The organism is Streptomyces sp. NPDC054757, assembly GCF_053612185.1.
In genome coordinates this window covers 106964-120640 of record NZ_JBSHBW010000004.1, presented here as the reverse complement: position 1 = coordinate 120640, position 13677 = coordinate 106964, and the positions used below count along the sequence as shown (strand labels likewise).

Below are 13677 nucleotides of genomic sequence, written 5' to 3'. Positions count from 1 at the left end.
CCGGTTGAGCCGACTCTTTCGCTGCCCGTCACGGGCACCCGGAGATGCACATCGTTCCCGGTGACAAACAACGCAACGCGCCTGCCGGGGGCTGAAGTTCGGTCCATCCGGCAGCGCGCCGTACACGTTTCAAGATCGATATACGGCGCAGGAACAAGGCAGCCCTCCGGCACCTGTCGTGGGCCCCGCCTGGGCGACGGCCTGAGGCGGTCACCGTGAACGCGGAACTGGGTGAACACGTCGAGAGGTGCCGTGCGGCCCGGCACCGGCTGAAAACAGAAACCTGACAGCCTCCTGACACTCTCTCCGTACCCTCCATCCCATGCGATCCCCCCGCCCGTTCCGTCGGCCGGCCCTCCGTCCGTCGCGGCACATCACCGCGGCGGCCGGGGCGGCGGACAACCACGCGCAGGGCGGGTTCCTCGACGCCACGGGCGCGTCCTGCGCCGTCTCCTCCCACGACGGCTGCCGACGTCACCTCGTCGGTCCGCAGTTCGGTCCGGCGATCACCGAGCCGCTGCACGACCGGGCCCAGCGGCCCTGAGTGGCGCCCCAGTCCGACATCTACCTTCCATATGGGTGAGGCGAATATGAAACCTGGACGCACAGCGCGTGCGAAGCTGCTGCTGCTTGCCGCGCCACTGACAGCCTGCGCTGTCGGCTTCACCTCGACAGAGGCGCTCGCCGCCGCCGGTGGGTCCGGTACTCAGCCTGCGCGGCACGGAGTGCGCGAGGTGCACTACAACCTGGGCGACGAGGCTTTCCACCCGCCCAAGTCCCTCGGATACGTGGGCAACAACGAGCTGAACGGGGCCGTTTACTACCCCGACGACCTCTCCTCCGGCACCCACCCCCTGATCATGATCGAACACGGACTCTGGGACACCTGCGCCGACGCTGGCGCCTCCGCGTCACTCGCCGCGGCGCAAGCCGCGCTGGCGAAGGACGAGAAGAACGGTGACAAGGCCGACGCGGCGAAGCAGGAGGCGATCATCAAGGCCGCATCGGACCGGCTGTCGGCCTGGCCGTGCGCATCCGGAGTGCGGCAGATCCCCAGCTATCTCGGATACGACTACCTGGGCCGTGATCTGGCGAGCCAGGGGTTCGTCGTGGTCTCCATCGGGGCGAACGGCATCAACTCCACGTCCTCCGGTCAGGCCGACACGGTTTATCAGGAGCGCGCGGCACTGATCAACGCCCAGTTGCGCATGTGGCAGCAACTGTCGTCCACAGGCAAGGGCCCACTGCGCGGCAGCCTCGTCGACGCCAAGTCCGGACGTCCGTCGCCGGTGAACTTCAAGAACCATGTGGACGTGCAGAACGTGGGCCTGATGGGGCATTCCATGGGCGGCGGCGGAGTGATGCAGGAGATCGCCGACAGCAGCCGTGGCACGTGGCCCAAGGGCGTCTCCATCAAGGCCGCATTCGCCCTCGCACCCACCGCCACCTGGGACGTCGATCCCATCACCAAGACATCGTTCGCGGTGATGTGGGGCACGTGCGACCAGGTGAACACCGGGGAGTACTTCGCCTGGAACAAGAAGGACAACAGCGCACCGATAGCCCAGTACACGGTGCGCGGCGGTGTCCACGACTTCTACAACAAGCAGTGGTCACCCAGCAGCGGCCAGGTCAGCGCACACGACGACGCCATCCCCGGCAGCAAGCCAGGCACCTGCACATCCCAGTTCCCCGGAACCACCACCCCCCAGACCGACCAGAAGGAACTCTCGGAGCAGCAACAGCGCCGGATCACCAAGGACTACGTGAACGCCTACTTCTCCGACCACCTGCTCGGCCGGACACAGTACGAGCCCTACCTGACGGGAAAGAAGCCGTTCCCCGGTACGGGCGGTGCGGTCAGCACCCAGTTCGACGGGGGCATCAACTGAGCGCCTACCCCACCGGGTTGACGGTGGGGTGAGAGTGACAGGGAGCCTCGGCGCTTTCGAGCCCGAGGCTCTCCACACGCACACACCGACCCACCCCGGCCCAGCTGAAAGCCCCCTGCTCGACGCAGTTGAGCGGTCCTCGTCGGGCGCCGTTGAGGACCTCTGACGGCCCGGAGACGGCCCAGCATTGATTTTCCGTTACACAACGGTGCTTCCTACCTTGTCCTTGGCTCCCCTGCGCACCCGAGAGTCACCTGCAGCCGCCCAATACTGCAACTGGCGAAGCCGGTATCTGCATCTACTGAAGCAGAAGCAGCATCACGAACCTCCCCCAAGCCCGGGTGGGTTCCCTCCTACGCCAGGATCTTTCTTGCTGGATAGCAAGGTTTCTTTCTTGAAAGAAAGAAAGCAAGAAATCTTGCTGACAAGTAAGCACGCCGAGGTTTCAGCCCAAGTCCCCACAGCCACAGCGGGGCCCCTCACCTGGGCCCCGAGCTGTCGGCTCGCCTCCCGTACCAGGCCGGGGACGTTTCATCCATGAAACGAGGCAAGCAGGAGCAGCTCCTTATGCACTTCTGCATTTACGCATGCTCAACTCGAAGGAACCACGGGGAGCGCATTGAAGCACCGCCCACAAGCTGGGCGTTTGTCGCCGGAACAACATTCGTGGGAAAGTCGCAGCGGCATAAGAATGCCGCCCGTCCAGGGGCGGCATTCGCCTCCGTGCCGTTTTCAGTCATGACCTAGATCCGGTGCAACCGAAGCACGACAGGAGAATTTCATGGTCCCACGCACAGGCGTCAGCGTCGACATCCATCCTCGCGATCGGTCGATCGTCATGATCGGCGCAAGCGGTGGAGCGCTGGCGCTGTGGGCAGACGCACCCGCCAAGATCGCGATCCCGGCAGCCCTACTCATTCTGCTCGACATCCGCGTGCACCGCTGCCGCAGTCGAGTCTGACCGACCGCACACGGCCCAGTACAGCAAATAGCCCCCTGCCGGCGGGAGAACCCATGGGCAGGGGGCTTACAGCAAGCTGCTTACTTCTTCTTGCCCTGGTTCTTGACCGCCTCGATGGCCGCCGCAGCCGCGTCCGGGTCGAGGTAGGTGCCGCCCGGGTTGACCGGCTTGAAGTCCGTGTCCAGTTCGTAGGCGAGCGGGATGCCCGTCGGGATGTTCAGGCCCGCGATGTCCGCGTCCGAGATGCCGTCGAGGTGCTTGACCAGTGCGCGCAGCGAGTTGCCGTGGGCGGCGACCAGGACCGTGCGGCCGGCGAGGAGGTCCGGGACGATGCCGTCGTACCAGTACGGCAGCATGCGGACCACGACGTCCTTGAGGCACTCCGTGCGGGGGCGCAGCTCCGGCGGGATCGTCGCGTAGCGGGCGTCGTCGCTCTGCGAGTACGGCGCGCCGTCCTCCAGGGCCGGCGGCGGGGTGTCGTACGAGCGGCGCCACAGCATGAACTGCTCCTCGCCGAACTCGGCGAGGGTCTGCGCCTTGTCCTTGCCCTGGAGCGCGCCGTAGTGCCGCTCGTTCAGGCGCCAGGAACGGTGTACGGGGATCCAGTGGCGGTCCGCCGCCTCCAGCGAGAGCTGGGCCGTGCGGATGGCGCGCTTCTGGAGTGAGGTGTGCACGACATCGGGGAGCAGGCCGGCGTCCGTGAGCAGCTCACCGCCGCGGACCGCCTCCTTCTCGCCCTTCTGCGTCAGGTTGACGTCCACCCAACCGGTGAACTGGTTCGTCGCGTTCCATTCGCTCTCGCCGTGGCGGAGGAGGATCAGCTTGTACGGTGCGTCGGCCATGCCCCCGAGCCTAATCGACGGCACGACGGCCGCCGATTGACGCCCTTCGTCAAGTGAGTGGCGGCCCGGAACGCCCTCTGCGTAACGTCTCGATCGCAGGAGCACCACTTACATTCGGCCCGTTCGGCGCTCACCCGCGTAGCTGTCCGCTCGCGTGCGCGCCGCCAGCCGCAGTCACAACGCCGTGTGCAGCCCCGCCGGAACGCGAAGCGGCGGACGAACCACGAGTTCGGCCCACACCACCTTGCCGCCTGCGGCGCGGTAGGAACCCCATCGCTCCGCGAGCTGCTGCACCAGAAAGAGACCGCGCCCGTTCTCGGCGTCGTCGTCGGCGTACGCGAGCGCGGGCAGCTCGTCCGACGTGTCGCACACCTCAATGACCACACTGTCCTGCAAGCCGATCAGACGCACCGTGATCAGGTTGAGTTTCTCCAGCTCGCCCCACGTCGGATGTCCGGTCAGCGTCCCGGTGGCCGTGACGGCGTTGGTCACCAGCTCCGAGACGACCAGGAGTACGTCATCCTCGATGAGCGCGGCCTGCCACTTGGACAGGGTGAGCCTCAAGAAGTGACGTGACGTGGAAGCGGCCGATCGGACAGCGGCCAGCGACAGTTGGTCGGAGAAGCGAATGCTCTGCGGCCGGTACGGCGGTTCCTGGCGCATCACGAGCACTCGTCCAGGCTGACGACATCCGCGCCGGTCGCGTGGGACAGGTGCGTCAGCATGGCGTCCTGAAGTGACCTGTTGAGAGCCAGCTCCCGGTAGGACGGCACGACCACGTGCTTCGCCTCAGCGCGCTCGACCGCCTCGATCAGCTCGGTGAAGGCCGACTGCGCACCGGAGGCGTACTCGTGGAACACCGTCGCCAGCTGGAAGCCGTTGGCCTCGGCGTAGGTGTGCAGGTCGTCCTGGGTCTGTTTCGCCTCCTGGTCGCTCATGTCATCGGGCACCCGCATGTAGCCAAAGATCAGCGGATTCATCGCGCTTCGCCCTCCCTCGCCATGCCTGCGATCACACACGGCGTTCGCAGCAGTTCCGTGGGTAACCGAGTGAAGCACCACAGGACTCCATTATGCAAGACTACATTTTTTAATAATCGATTCGCAGTACCCGAACGCTCATGCGACATTGCGGATCGAAACCGCAGGCGACTACATTCCGGGTGCAAGAGGCATCCGTATTGAAGGAAGGCGGGCCGCCTGTGAGTGGCGCAACGACTGGTTCGACGGTTCCTCGACGGCAACTCGGTCGGCACCTGCGCGACCTGCGCAATGCTTCGCGTCTGACGGTGCGCGCCGCCGCCAAACAGTTGGAGTGGTCGGAGCCGAAGATCTGGCGCATCGAGACGGGCCAGGTATCGCTTCGGAGTCTCGATGTCGAAGCCATGTGCCGGACGTACGGGGCGGACACCGAGCTGACCAAGGGCCTCATGGGCTTGGCCAAGGAGACGAAGAACCGGGGCTGGTGGCACGCCTACGGCGACGTGATCCCCGACGGTTTCGACCTCTACATCGGACTGGAGGAGGCCGCCGAACGTCTGTCCTGGTACGAAGCTGAACTGATCCCCGGTCTGTTCCAGACGCCGGAGTACGCCCGAGCACTCATCAAGCGGTCAGACCCCGAGCGGGACGACGCGGAAGTAGAACGGCGCGTTCACGTTCGCGTCACGCGCCAGGCACTGCTCACGCGGGTGACGGCACCGCCGAACGTAGACGTGGCGCTCAATGAAGCCATCCTGCGTAGGCCCGTGGGCGGCAATGAGGTCATGGCCGAGCAGCTTGAACACCTGGTTCACTTGAATCAGTTGGACAACATCTCAATCCGGGTTGTCCCGTTTGCCGCCGGGCTCCACGAGGGGCTCATGTCCGGCCCGTTCGTCACATTGCGCTTCCCAACCCACGGCGACAGCCCGTACGTGGAGCCGCCCACGGTCTACGTGGAGGGCTTCACCGGAGCGCTGTACCTCGACAAGCCCAACGAGATCGAACGCTACGACGGTGCTTTCAAATCCATCTGGGGCTCGGCGCTGGGCGCAGCAGACAGCACGAGCCTCCTCAAGCAAGCAGCGAGGGAGCTGAGCAAGTGAACAGTGCCGACCTGGCAGGTGCGGTCTGGCGCAAGAGCAGCCGCAGCAACGGTGACGCCAACTGCGTCGAGGTCGCCTTCCTCGACGATGGCCGCGTGGCCATGCGTGACAGCAAGGACAAGGGCACCGGCCCCGCTCTCGTCTTCACCCCCGGGGAGTGGGCCGCGTTCGAGGGTGGCGTGGGCGACGGCGAGTTCACACGGCCGTAACACGCGCCCCCTCCCGCAGTCTCCAAGAGCGCCCGATCCATTGTCCTGGTCGGGCGCTCCTGGCTGTGCGGTGGCGGGCGCCCCGGTCAGCGCAGCGCCCGCTGCGCCTCGTACAGATTGGCGGGGCGTACGGATTCCGGCGCACCGTACGCCTCCAGGCGCGTATGCAGATCGCCGGTGAAGTCGGGCACGTCGATCTGGCCGAACGGCCTGACCGTGCTGATGCCGACGCTCGCGCTGTACGGGGCGAGGCCGTCGATCTTCATCAGGCCCTCGCGGCCGTTGGTGACCCGGATGTTCCAGTGGGTGAACCGGGCCCCGAAGAGCGGCCCCGCCGAGGCGTCCCCGCCGTGCTGCCCGTTGTTGTCGACCGTGATGTCGGTCCGCACATTGGCGAACGGCAGGCCCCGGTGCGAGTCGAAGGTGCCCATCTCCATCACCCCGCGCGACCAGACGTTGTGGCTGGAGAGCCCCTCGACGTTGATGCCGTGCAGCTGGGTGCCGGCCGGGGCGGGCACGGTGCGCTCGGCGATCGTGAACTCCTCGACCAGGTTGTCGTGCGAGCCCTCCCGGCAGAAGTACGGGTGGTGCGAGCCCCGGCCCTCGACGCGGGTGCGGCGCAAGGTGGTGGCGGAGGCGGCGACCAGTCCGAAGCCGTTGTCGACGTTCCGTACGACGACGTCGTCCGCCCAGCAGTCGTACGCGCACTGGAACGCGACGCCGTTGTACCCCCTGTCGAGCAGATGCGGGGACTGCGGGGTGAGGACCGCTTCGAGCGTGAGGCCCTCCACCGCCGACCCGGTCAGCGGCGCGACGTGCGTGGTGAGCCGGGGGTCCCACTCCGGCCGGATGTCGAGCGGAAGGGGGCGTTCCAGGGTGAGCCGGTGTCCGTGCACCGACGTGACGCGGACCGGCCACTCGTACGGGACGTACGAGATCAGCTTGGTCTTGTCGTCCCACTCGTACGCCTCGGGGCCGGGACCGCCGCCCGCCATATGTGCGAGCAGGGTGTGCTCCGCGTCGTCGGCGAGCCTGAGCAGTACGAGGTCGCCGCGCCGGAGCTTCGCGGGGTCGGCGACGGTGACCGTGCGGTCGCCCTGCCGGGCCGGGGCGACGGTCGTGAGGGTGCGCCACTCGTCGCGCTTGTTGCCCGTCCAGCCCTCGAAGGGCCAGGCCCCCGAGGTGATGGCGGCGGTCAGGCTCGCGAACCGCGCCTCGGGGCAGAGCCAGATGAGCCCGCCGGCCCAGGACCACGAGGACTTGTCGCCCCCGTACCGGGAGCCGTACGGGCCGATCAGCTCGGTGAGGCTCTTCGTGGCGTGGAGGGTGGTGCGGCCGCTGCCGGCGCCGCGCAGTACGACATCGCTGTGCCCGATACGGATGAGGCCGTCGATACGGAAGGTGCCCGGCGGGATGAGGACCGTGCCGCCGCCGCGCCGCCCGGCGGCGGCGATGGCCCGGTTGATCGCGGGCGCCGCGTCGGCGGAGCCGTCGGGGACCGCGCCGTACTCCCGGACGTCGGCCACGACGGGAGGGCGGGGGAAGCGGCGCTCGCCCGTACGGCGGCCGGATCCGCCGATGTACGGGATCTGGGGGTGGGTGTACGGGGACCGGGTGAACTCCCGCCAGAGGGGGGTGGTGGACGGGGCCGGCCCGCGCGGTGCCGCCTTGGCCACCCCTCCTGTCGCGACAGCGGCCGCGACGGCTGTTGTGCTGGCGAGCAGTGCACGTCTGCTGATGATCCCCACGAGAGCCACCCTTCCCGGGTTTTCACGTACATGAACATAGTTCATGAGTGCGTCGGCCGTGAGCATGCCACGAGCAGGGCGGGGCGGGGAAGGGGCGTGCATGCGGGGATCGCGCCGGGCGGCGGAGAAGGCGGCGGAGAAAACTGTGCGCGAGCGCGGCCGTACGGGTGGGCCGAGCTGCGTCAGCCCTCCACCTCGCGGGTCAGATGCGTGAACGCATCCAGGTTCCGGGTCGACTCGCCGCGCGCCACCCGCCACGCGTACTCCCGCTTGATCGCGCTGGAGAAGCCCAGTTCGAGCAGCGTGTTGAACGGCCCGTCGGCCGCCTCCAGGACCGAGCCGAGGAGCCGGTCGATCTCGTCCGGTGTCACCACGGACAGCGGCAGCTTCCCTGCGAGGTAGATGTCGCCGAGCGGATCGATCGCGTAACTCACCCCGTACAGCCGGAGGTTGCGCTCAAGGAGCCACCGGTGGACGGCCGCGTCGTTCTCGTCGGGATGGCGGATCACGAACGCGTTGACCGACAGCGAGTGCCCGCCGATGATCAGCGAGCAGGTGGTGGAGAGCTTCCGGGTGCCGGGGAGGTTCACCACGTACGAGCCGGGCTCCGGGTTCTCCCACTCCAGCCCGGCGTTCTCGAACGCCCGCTCAAGGACCGCCCGTACGCCACCGTCGCCAGCCTGATCAGCCATGGTGCGAGCGTACGCGACGGCGGTGTTCGTGCACGGCGGCCGTGTAGACGTCGGCGGTCGCCGACGCGGCCGTGTCCCAGCCGAACCGGCCGGCGTGGCGGGCGGCGGCGCCGCCCATCGTGTCCACCAGCGACGGGTTCTCGATGAACCGGCGCAGCGCCACCGCGTACCGCGCCGGGTCGTGGCCGGGGATCAGGAACCCGGTCGACCCCTCGCGTACGGCGACGGGCAGCCCGCCGACCTCGGCGGCCACCACGGGCGTCCCGGCCGCCTGGGCCTCGATGGCGACAAGGCCGAACGATTCGTTGTACGAGGGCATGACCAGCACGGACGCGGCCCGGAACCAGTCGGCGAGCTGGTCCTGGCCGACCGGCGGATGGAACCGGACGATGTCGGCGATACCGAGCCGGGCGGCCAGCTTCTGCAGGCCCTCCGGCTTGGCGAGGCCGCTGCCGCTGGGGCCGCCGACCACCGGCACCACCATCCGCTTGCGCAGCGAGGGGTCCTGGTCGAGCAGGACCGCCGCCGCGCGCAGCAGGATGTCGGGCGCCTTGAGCGGCTGGATGCGGCCGGCGAAGAGCGGTACGAAGGCGTCCTGCGGCAGTCCGAGCCGGGCCCGCGCGGCGGACCGGCCGTCCGCGGGGCGGAAGCGGTCGAGGTTCACCCCGGGGTGGACCACGGCGACCTTGCCGGCGTCCGCCTCGTAGTGGCGCACCAGGTCGTCGGCCTCCTCGTCGGTGTTGGCGATCAGGCGGTCGGCCGCCCGCACCACCTGGGTCTCACCGATGACCCGTGCGGCGGGCTCGGGGGTGTCGCCCTCGGCGAGCGCCGCGTTCTTGACCTTCGCCATGGTGTGCATGGCGTGGACGAGGGGCGCGCCCCAGCGTTCGGCGGCGAGCCAGCCGACATGGCCGGAGAGCCAGTAGTGGGAGTGCACCAGGTCGTAGTAGCCGGGCCGGTGTCCGGCCCAGGCCTGCATCACCCCGTGCGTGAAGGCACAGAGCTGGGCGGGCAGCTCCTCCTTGGCCAGGCCCTCGTACGGGCCGGCGTCCACATGGCGTACGAGCACGCCGGGCGCGAGGTCGACCAGCGGCGGGAGACCGCCGGTGGTGGCGCGGGTGAAGATCTCCACCTCGATGTTGATCGCGGCCAGCCGCTTCGCCAGCTCCACGATGTAGACGTTCATCCCGCCCGCGTCGCCGGTGCCCGGCTGGTGCAGGGGCGATGTGTGCACGCTGAGCATGGCGACCCTGCGCGGTTTGCGGTGCCCGGCGAACTTCAGCCTGGGCGGCCGCGCGGGTCCCGTGATCCGGCCGCCGAGCCGGGACACGTACTGGCTCACGTGGACGGTCCTCTCCTCGCGCGGGCACGCTCGACTCCAGGGCTGGCGTACCCCGTCTGACGTCTGGAACAGCGGGATGCGCCGCCGCATTTCCGCTTTACCGAATCATTACCCTGACACGCCTCGCATACCCTTCCGCATACCCTTCGGTCCATGGCCCCGCCCTCTCCCCGCCGCCTCACCGGCGACCGCTCCGCCGGAGTCCGTACGGCGGGCGCGCGGCCGGTGGGGGCCGTGACGCGCGGGACGACCAACCCCAACCGGCTGCGCCGTATGGACCGCTGGATCGCCGCCGTGCACGGCCCCGCCCTGCGGCGCTCGGCCGACCCCCTCGCGGTGGACCTCGGGTACGGGGCGGCCCCCTGGACCGCCGTCGAACTGCTCCAGCGGCTGCGTTCGGCCGCGCCCGCCGCCGAGGTCGTCGGCATCGAGATCGAACCGGCCCGGGTCGCGGCGGCAAAGCCGTACGAACGGCCGGGGCTCACCTTCCGGCACGGCGGGTTCGAGGTGCCGCTGGACGGCCGCGACCCCGCGCTGATCCGGGCGGCCAACGTGCTGCGGCAGTACGACGAGGAGCAGGTCGCCGCCGTCTGGCAGCGGCTGTGCGCCCGGCTCGCGCCGGACGGGCTGCTCGTGGAGGGGACCTGCGACGAGATCGGGCGGCGGCATGTGTGGGTCGCACTCGGGCCCGGCGGGCCGCGCACGGTGACGTTCGCGACCCGGCTCGGCTCGCTGCACCAGCCGTCCGACCTGGCGGAACGGCTGCCGAAGGCGCTGATCCACCGGAACGTCCCCGGCGAACCGGTGCACGCCTTTCTGCGCGACTTCGACCGGGCGTGGGCCTCGGCCGCCCCGTACGCCTCGCTCGGCGCCCGGCAGCGCTGGGTTGCCGCCGTACGCTCACTCGCCGCCGACTGGCCGCTGGCCGACGACGTCCGCCGCTGGCGGCAGGGTGAAATCACCGTGCGGTGGGCGGCGCTGGCGCCCCGGACGGGAACTCGGGCCTGACGCCGTTCGTCGGAACGGGCAGGGAGTGACGCGGGGGCACGGGTGGGGCCGGGGAGTTGTTGTACACCTCTGTCGCATTCGCGCAGGGCATGGCACTATCGCGCCAACGCCACCCAAGTTACTGACGGTAAATCAGGTCTGTTTCAGCTCTGGGTTTCAGCTCTGGAGGGGGAGCTCGTGAACCGACGCCGCTGTGCTGCCGCCGCGATCACGCTGGTCTGCGCACTGACCGTACTGACCGCGCCGACCGCCACCGCCGCGTACGCCGATCCCGGGCCGTCGCACTCGGGGTCGGACTCGGACTCGGGGTCAGGGTCGTCGGGGTCGGGGTCGTCGGACTCGGGCACCGAGCGTCTCGAAGCCGTCCGCCAGAGGATAGACGACCTCTACCGCCAGGCCGGATCCGCCACCGACGCGTACAACCTGGCCAAGGAGCAGTCCGAGAAGCAGTCGTCCGAGATCGTCAAGCTCGCCCAGCGCATCGTGAAGGGCCAGTCGAAGATCTCCGCGCTGAAGAAACAGGCGGGCGCCGAGGCCCGTGCCGCGTACCGGGACAGCGGTCTGCCGCCCGCGGCGCAGCTGATGCTCAGCGGCGACCCGGACAGCTTCCTCGACGGCACCGACCGGCTGCGCTCGGGCCAGCAGGCCCAGAAGAACCTGCTGGCCGAAATGGACCAGACCCAGAAGGACCTGACGGCGTACACCCAGGACGCCGGCGACCAGTGGCAGAAGCTGGAGTCCAACCGCAAGGAACAGGCCAAGAAGAAGAAGGACATCGAGCAGAAGATCAAGGCGGCCAAGAAGCTCGAATCGGGCCTGGCCAAGAAGGAACGCGCGCGGCTCAAGAAGCTGGAGGAGGAGCAGGAGTTCAAGGCGCAGTCGGCCTGGCTCAGCTCGGGAATCCTCAAGGAGATCAACAACAAGGCGAGCACCGAGGGCAAGAAGGCCGTCAAATTCGCCACGGACCAGATCGGCAAGCCGTACGTGTGGGGCGCGGCGGGACCGAACTCGTACGACTGCTCCGGCCTGACCTCCCAGGCGTGGGCCGCGGCCGGGGACCCGATCCCGCGCACCTCGCAGGAGCAGTGGAAGCAGTTGCCGCACATCGCGGTGAAGGACATGCGCCCCGGGGACCTCATCATCTACTTCTCGGACGCGACCCATGTCGGGATGTACATAGGCGACGGAGCGATGGTGAACGCCCCGCGGCCCGGCCGGAACGTCACGATCGGCGGCGCGGGCTCGATGCCGATCCTCGGGGTGGTCCGGCCGGACGCGTAGGCCGGCGGGCGGGACTGGACACGTGGGCCGTCCGGCCGGCGGGCGGCACCTGACCGTGGGCCGTCCGGCGGGACAGCGCGGCCCCTGGCTCCCGGGTGCGCGTGGTGTGCGTCACCCCGGGGCGGGCGGGTCCCCGAGTGACGCGGGCGGGTCCCCGACTGATGACGCGGGCGAGTCCCCGAGTGACGTTCGTCATGGGTCTGCACACCGTCAAACCGCCGGATGCGGGTCTGGAGTGGGCATATGACCCAGGCGGTTTCCCCGATGCCATTCCGCAGTGGGCCCGCCAACCGCTAAGGTCCCCGTCGGTGGTGCGTCGTCTGGCGCTCCACCGCGCCCTCGGGGGGAGGGAAGGAAACCGAAGCGATGGAGAACGGTCAGACCGTTCTGCCCCACCAGACCAGGGGACCGGACTCCACCGGCAGCACCGACCTGACGCTGCTGGTGATCGAGAACGATCCAGCGGGCACTTTCACGGTCCCGGAGCTGCTCGACGCCGCCGGGACGCGGGTACGCGTCCGTACCGCGCGCAACCTCACCGAGGCCGGGCGGCTGCTCACGGACGACGTGCACTGCATCCTGCTCGACCTGGCACTGCCGGGAGCGGACGCGGACGACGAGCTGTCCGTACTCCGCCATGTCCTGAAGCTCGCGCCCAGCCATGCCGTCCTGGCACTGGCCCCGGCCGCCCGCCTGGAGAGCGCGACGGACGCGGTCCGGGTCGGGGCACAGGACTACCTGCTCCGCGAGGAGCTGGACGGCAGGCTGCTGAACCGCGCCGTCCGGTACGCGGTGGAGCGCAAGCGCGCCGACACCGCGCACTACAAACTGGCCGAGTCCCGGCTGCGCGCCCAGGAGAACGCCCGCCTGGAGCGCGGCCTGCTCCCCACACCGCTCCTCGAAGGATCGGACCTGCGCTTCGCCGCGCGGTACCGGCCGGGCCGCTCGCGCGCGCTGCTCGGGGGTGACTTCTACGACGTGGTGCGGACCCCGGACGGGACCGTGCACGCGATGATCGGCGACGTCTGCGGGCACGGTCCCGACGAGGCGGCGCTGGGGGTGGAACTGCGTATCGCCTGGCGGGCGTTGACCTTCGCCGGGCTCTGCGGCGACCAGCTGCTCTCCACGCTCCAGCGGGTACTGGAGCACGAGCGGGAGAGCGAGGAGCTGTTCGCGACGCTCTGCACGGTGGACATCGCCCCGGACGGCCGCCGGGCCGGACTCTGCCTGGCCGGCCACCCCGCCCCGCTGGTCTCCCGCGACGGCGGTACCGCGCGGCTCCTCCCGCAGGAGGACGGCGGCCCGGCGCTCGGGCTGCTCCCCCAGGCCCGCTGGCCCCGGCACGAGGTCGAACTCGGCTCGTCCTGGGCCCTGTTGATGTACACGGACGGCTTGATCGAGGGCCGGGTGGGACCGGGCACGCAGCGGCTCGGCCAGGAGGGCATGGTCGAGATGATCGACCGCCAGCTGACGGCCGGCCTGCGCGGCGAGAGCCTGCTGGAGGCGGCGGTGGCAGAGGTCCGCGACCTCAACGGCGACGAGCTGACCGACGACGTGGCCGTACTCCTGCTGGAGCGCCGCGGGGGCACCCGCCTGGGCGGCTAGCCGGTCCTGGG

General features: G+C 69.3%; 14 protein-coding genes. 8 read left to right on the top strand and 6 right to left on the bottom strand.

Features of this window, described 5'->3' with window-relative positions; all coding sequences use genetic code 11:
• The first annotated feature begins 322 nt into the window (after positions 1-322).
• The 3 genes from ACWGKJ_RS07520 to ACWGKJ_RS07510 all read left to right on the top strand — a co-directional run bounded on the left by ACWGKJ_RS07520 (position 323) and on the right by ACWGKJ_RS07510 (position 2853).
• Positions 323-544, top strand: coding sequence for a hypothetical protein (locus ACWGKJ_RS07520; protein ID WP_385021142.1), 222 nt, complete (start codon positions 323-325; stop codon positions 542-544).
• A gap of 46 nt (positions 545-590) precedes the next feature.
• Positions 591-1892 (top strand): poly(ethylene terephthalate) hydrolase family protein, encoded by a 1302-nt coding sequence (locus tag ACWGKJ_RS07515; protein WP_385021145.1) that lies wholly within the window; start codon positions 591-593, stop codon positions 1890-1892.
• A 781-nt stretch (positions 1893-2673) separates the two neighbouring features.
• Positions 2674-2853, top strand: a complete 180-nt coding sequence (locus ACWGKJ_RS07510; RefSeq protein WP_385021147.1) for a hypothetical protein — start codon at positions 2674-2676, stop codon at positions 2851-2853.
• 80 nt (positions 2854-2933) lie between these two features.
• On the opposite strand, the gene ACWGKJ_RS07505 is transcribed toward ACWGKJ_RS07510, so the two are convergent.
• The 3 genes from ACWGKJ_RS07505 to ACWGKJ_RS07495 form a co-directional block, all read right to left on the bottom strand.
• On the bottom strand, positions 2934-3695 hold the full coding sequence (locus ACWGKJ_RS07505) for a phosphoglyceromutase (protein ID WP_385021150.1): 762 nt from the start codon (positions 3693-3695) through the stop codon (positions 2934-2936).
• Between the two features lie 174 nt (positions 3696-3869).
• A complete protein-coding gene (locus ACWGKJ_RS07500) occupies positions 3870-4259 on the bottom strand; it encodes an ATP-binding protein (protein WP_385021153.1) in 390 nt (129 codons plus the stop codon).
• Between the two features lie 98 nt (positions 4260-4357).
• Positions 4358-4675 (bottom strand): recombinase family protein, encoded by a 318-nt coding sequence (locus ACWGKJ_RS07495; protein ID WP_385021156.1) that lies wholly within the window; start codon positions 4673-4675, stop codon positions 4358-4360.
• A gap of 221 nt (positions 4676-4896) precedes the next feature.
• Here ACWGKJ_RS07495 and ACWGKJ_RS07490 point away from each other — a divergent pair, with 221 nt between their 5' ends.
• Both ACWGKJ_RS07490 and ACWGKJ_RS07485 read left to right on the top strand, forming a co-directional pair.
• Entirely contained in the window at positions 4897-5781 is an 885-nt protein-coding gene (locus ACWGKJ_RS07490) for a helix-turn-helix domain-containing protein (protein WP_385021159.1), read from the top strand.
• The gene (locus ACWGKJ_RS07485; RefSeq protein ID WP_385021162.1) at positions 5778-5990 is read left to right on the top strand and encodes a DUF397 domain-containing protein; all 213 of its coding nucleotides are present in this window, start codon (positions 5778-5780) and stop codon (positions 5988-5990) included. The genes ACWGKJ_RS07490 and ACWGKJ_RS07485 overlap by 4 nt, the downstream gene beginning before the upstream one ends.
• A gap of 86 nt (positions 5991-6076) precedes the next feature.
• Here ACWGKJ_RS07485 and ACWGKJ_RS07480 read toward each other — a convergent pair whose 3' ends face one another.
• The 3 genes from ACWGKJ_RS07480 to mshA form a co-directional block, all read right to left on the bottom strand.
• Entirely contained in the window at positions 6077-7783 is a 1707-nt protein-coding gene (locus ACWGKJ_RS07480) for a glycosyl hydrolase family 28-related protein (protein ID WP_385021352.1), read from the bottom strand.
• A 137-nt stretch (positions 7784-7920) separates the two neighbouring features.
• Positions 7921-8430: a type III secretion system chaperone family protein gene (locus tag ACWGKJ_RS07475; protein ID WP_385021165.1), complete on the bottom strand. Its 510-nt coding sequence runs from the start codon at positions 8428-8430 to the stop codon at positions 7921-7923.
• Positions 8423-9772, bottom strand: coding sequence for a D-inositol-3-phosphate glycosyltransferase (gene mshA / locus ACWGKJ_RS07470; RefSeq protein ID WP_385021168.1), 1350 nt, complete (start codon positions 9770-9772; stop codon positions 8423-8425). The genes ACWGKJ_RS07475 and mshA overlap by 8 nt, the downstream gene beginning before the upstream one ends.
• A gap of 273 nt (positions 9773-10045) precedes the next feature.
• Between mshA and ACWGKJ_RS07465 the strand changes: the two genes are divergently transcribed.
• From ACWGKJ_RS07465 to ACWGKJ_RS07455, 3 genes are all read left to right on the top strand, one after another.
• Positions 10046-10780 (top strand): methyltransferase domain-containing protein, encoded by a 735-nt coding sequence (locus tag ACWGKJ_RS07465; RefSeq protein ID WP_385021355.1) that lies wholly within the window; start codon positions 10046-10048, stop codon positions 10778-10780.
• Between the two features lie 177 nt (positions 10781-10957).
• The gene (locus ACWGKJ_RS07460) at positions 10958-12061 is read left to right on the top strand and encodes a C40 family peptidase (protein ID WP_385021172.1); all 1104 of its coding nucleotides are present in this window, start codon (positions 10958-10960) and stop codon (positions 12059-12061) included.
• Positions 12062-12427: 366 nt separating this feature from the next.
• A complete protein-coding gene (locus ACWGKJ_RS07455; protein ID WP_385021175.1) occupies positions 12428-13666 on the top strand; it encodes a PP2C family protein-serine/threonine phosphatase in 1239 nt (412 codons plus the stop codon).
• The last annotated feature ends 11 nt before the right edge of the window (positions 13667-13677 follow it).

Bases quoted from the DNA above. Each gene is read 5' to 3' on its own strand.
- ACWGKJ_RS07465 (WP_385021355.1), top strand. From the start codon at position 10,046: ATGGACCGCTGGATCGCCGCCGTGCACGGCCCCGCCCTGCGGCGCTCG.
- ACWGKJ_RS07480 (WP_385021352.1), bottom strand. From the start codon at position 7,783: ATGAACTATGTTCATGTACGTGAAAACCCGGGAAGGGTGGCTCTCGTG.
- ACWGKJ_RS07515 (WP_385021145.1), top strand. From the start codon at position 591: ATGAAACCTGGACGCACAGCGCGTGCGAAGCTGCTGCTGCTTGCCGCG.
- ACWGKJ_RS07475 (WP_385021165.1), bottom strand. From the start codon at position 8,430: ATGGCTGATCAGGCTGGCGACGGTGGCGTACGGGCGGTCCTTGAGCGG.
- ACWGKJ_RS07510 (WP_385021147.1), top strand. From the start codon at position 2,674: ATGGTCCCACGCACAGGCGTCAGCGTCGACATCCATCCTCGCGATCGG.
- ACWGKJ_RS07520 (WP_385021142.1), top strand. From the start codon at position 323: ATGCGATCCCCCCGCCCGTTCCGTCGGCCGGCCCTCCGTCCGTCGCGG.
- ACWGKJ_RS07495 (WP_385021156.1), bottom strand. From the start codon at position 4,675: ATGAATCCGCTGATCTTTGGCTACATGCGGGTGCCCGATGACATGAGC.
- ACWGKJ_RS07505 (WP_385021150.1), bottom strand. From the start codon at position 3,695: ATGGCCGACGCACCGTACAAGCTGATCCTCCTCCGCCACGGCGAGAGC.
- ACWGKJ_RS07455 (WP_385021175.1), top strand. From the start codon at position 12,428: ATGGAGAACGGTCAGACCGTTCTGCCCCACCAGACCAGGGGACCGGAC.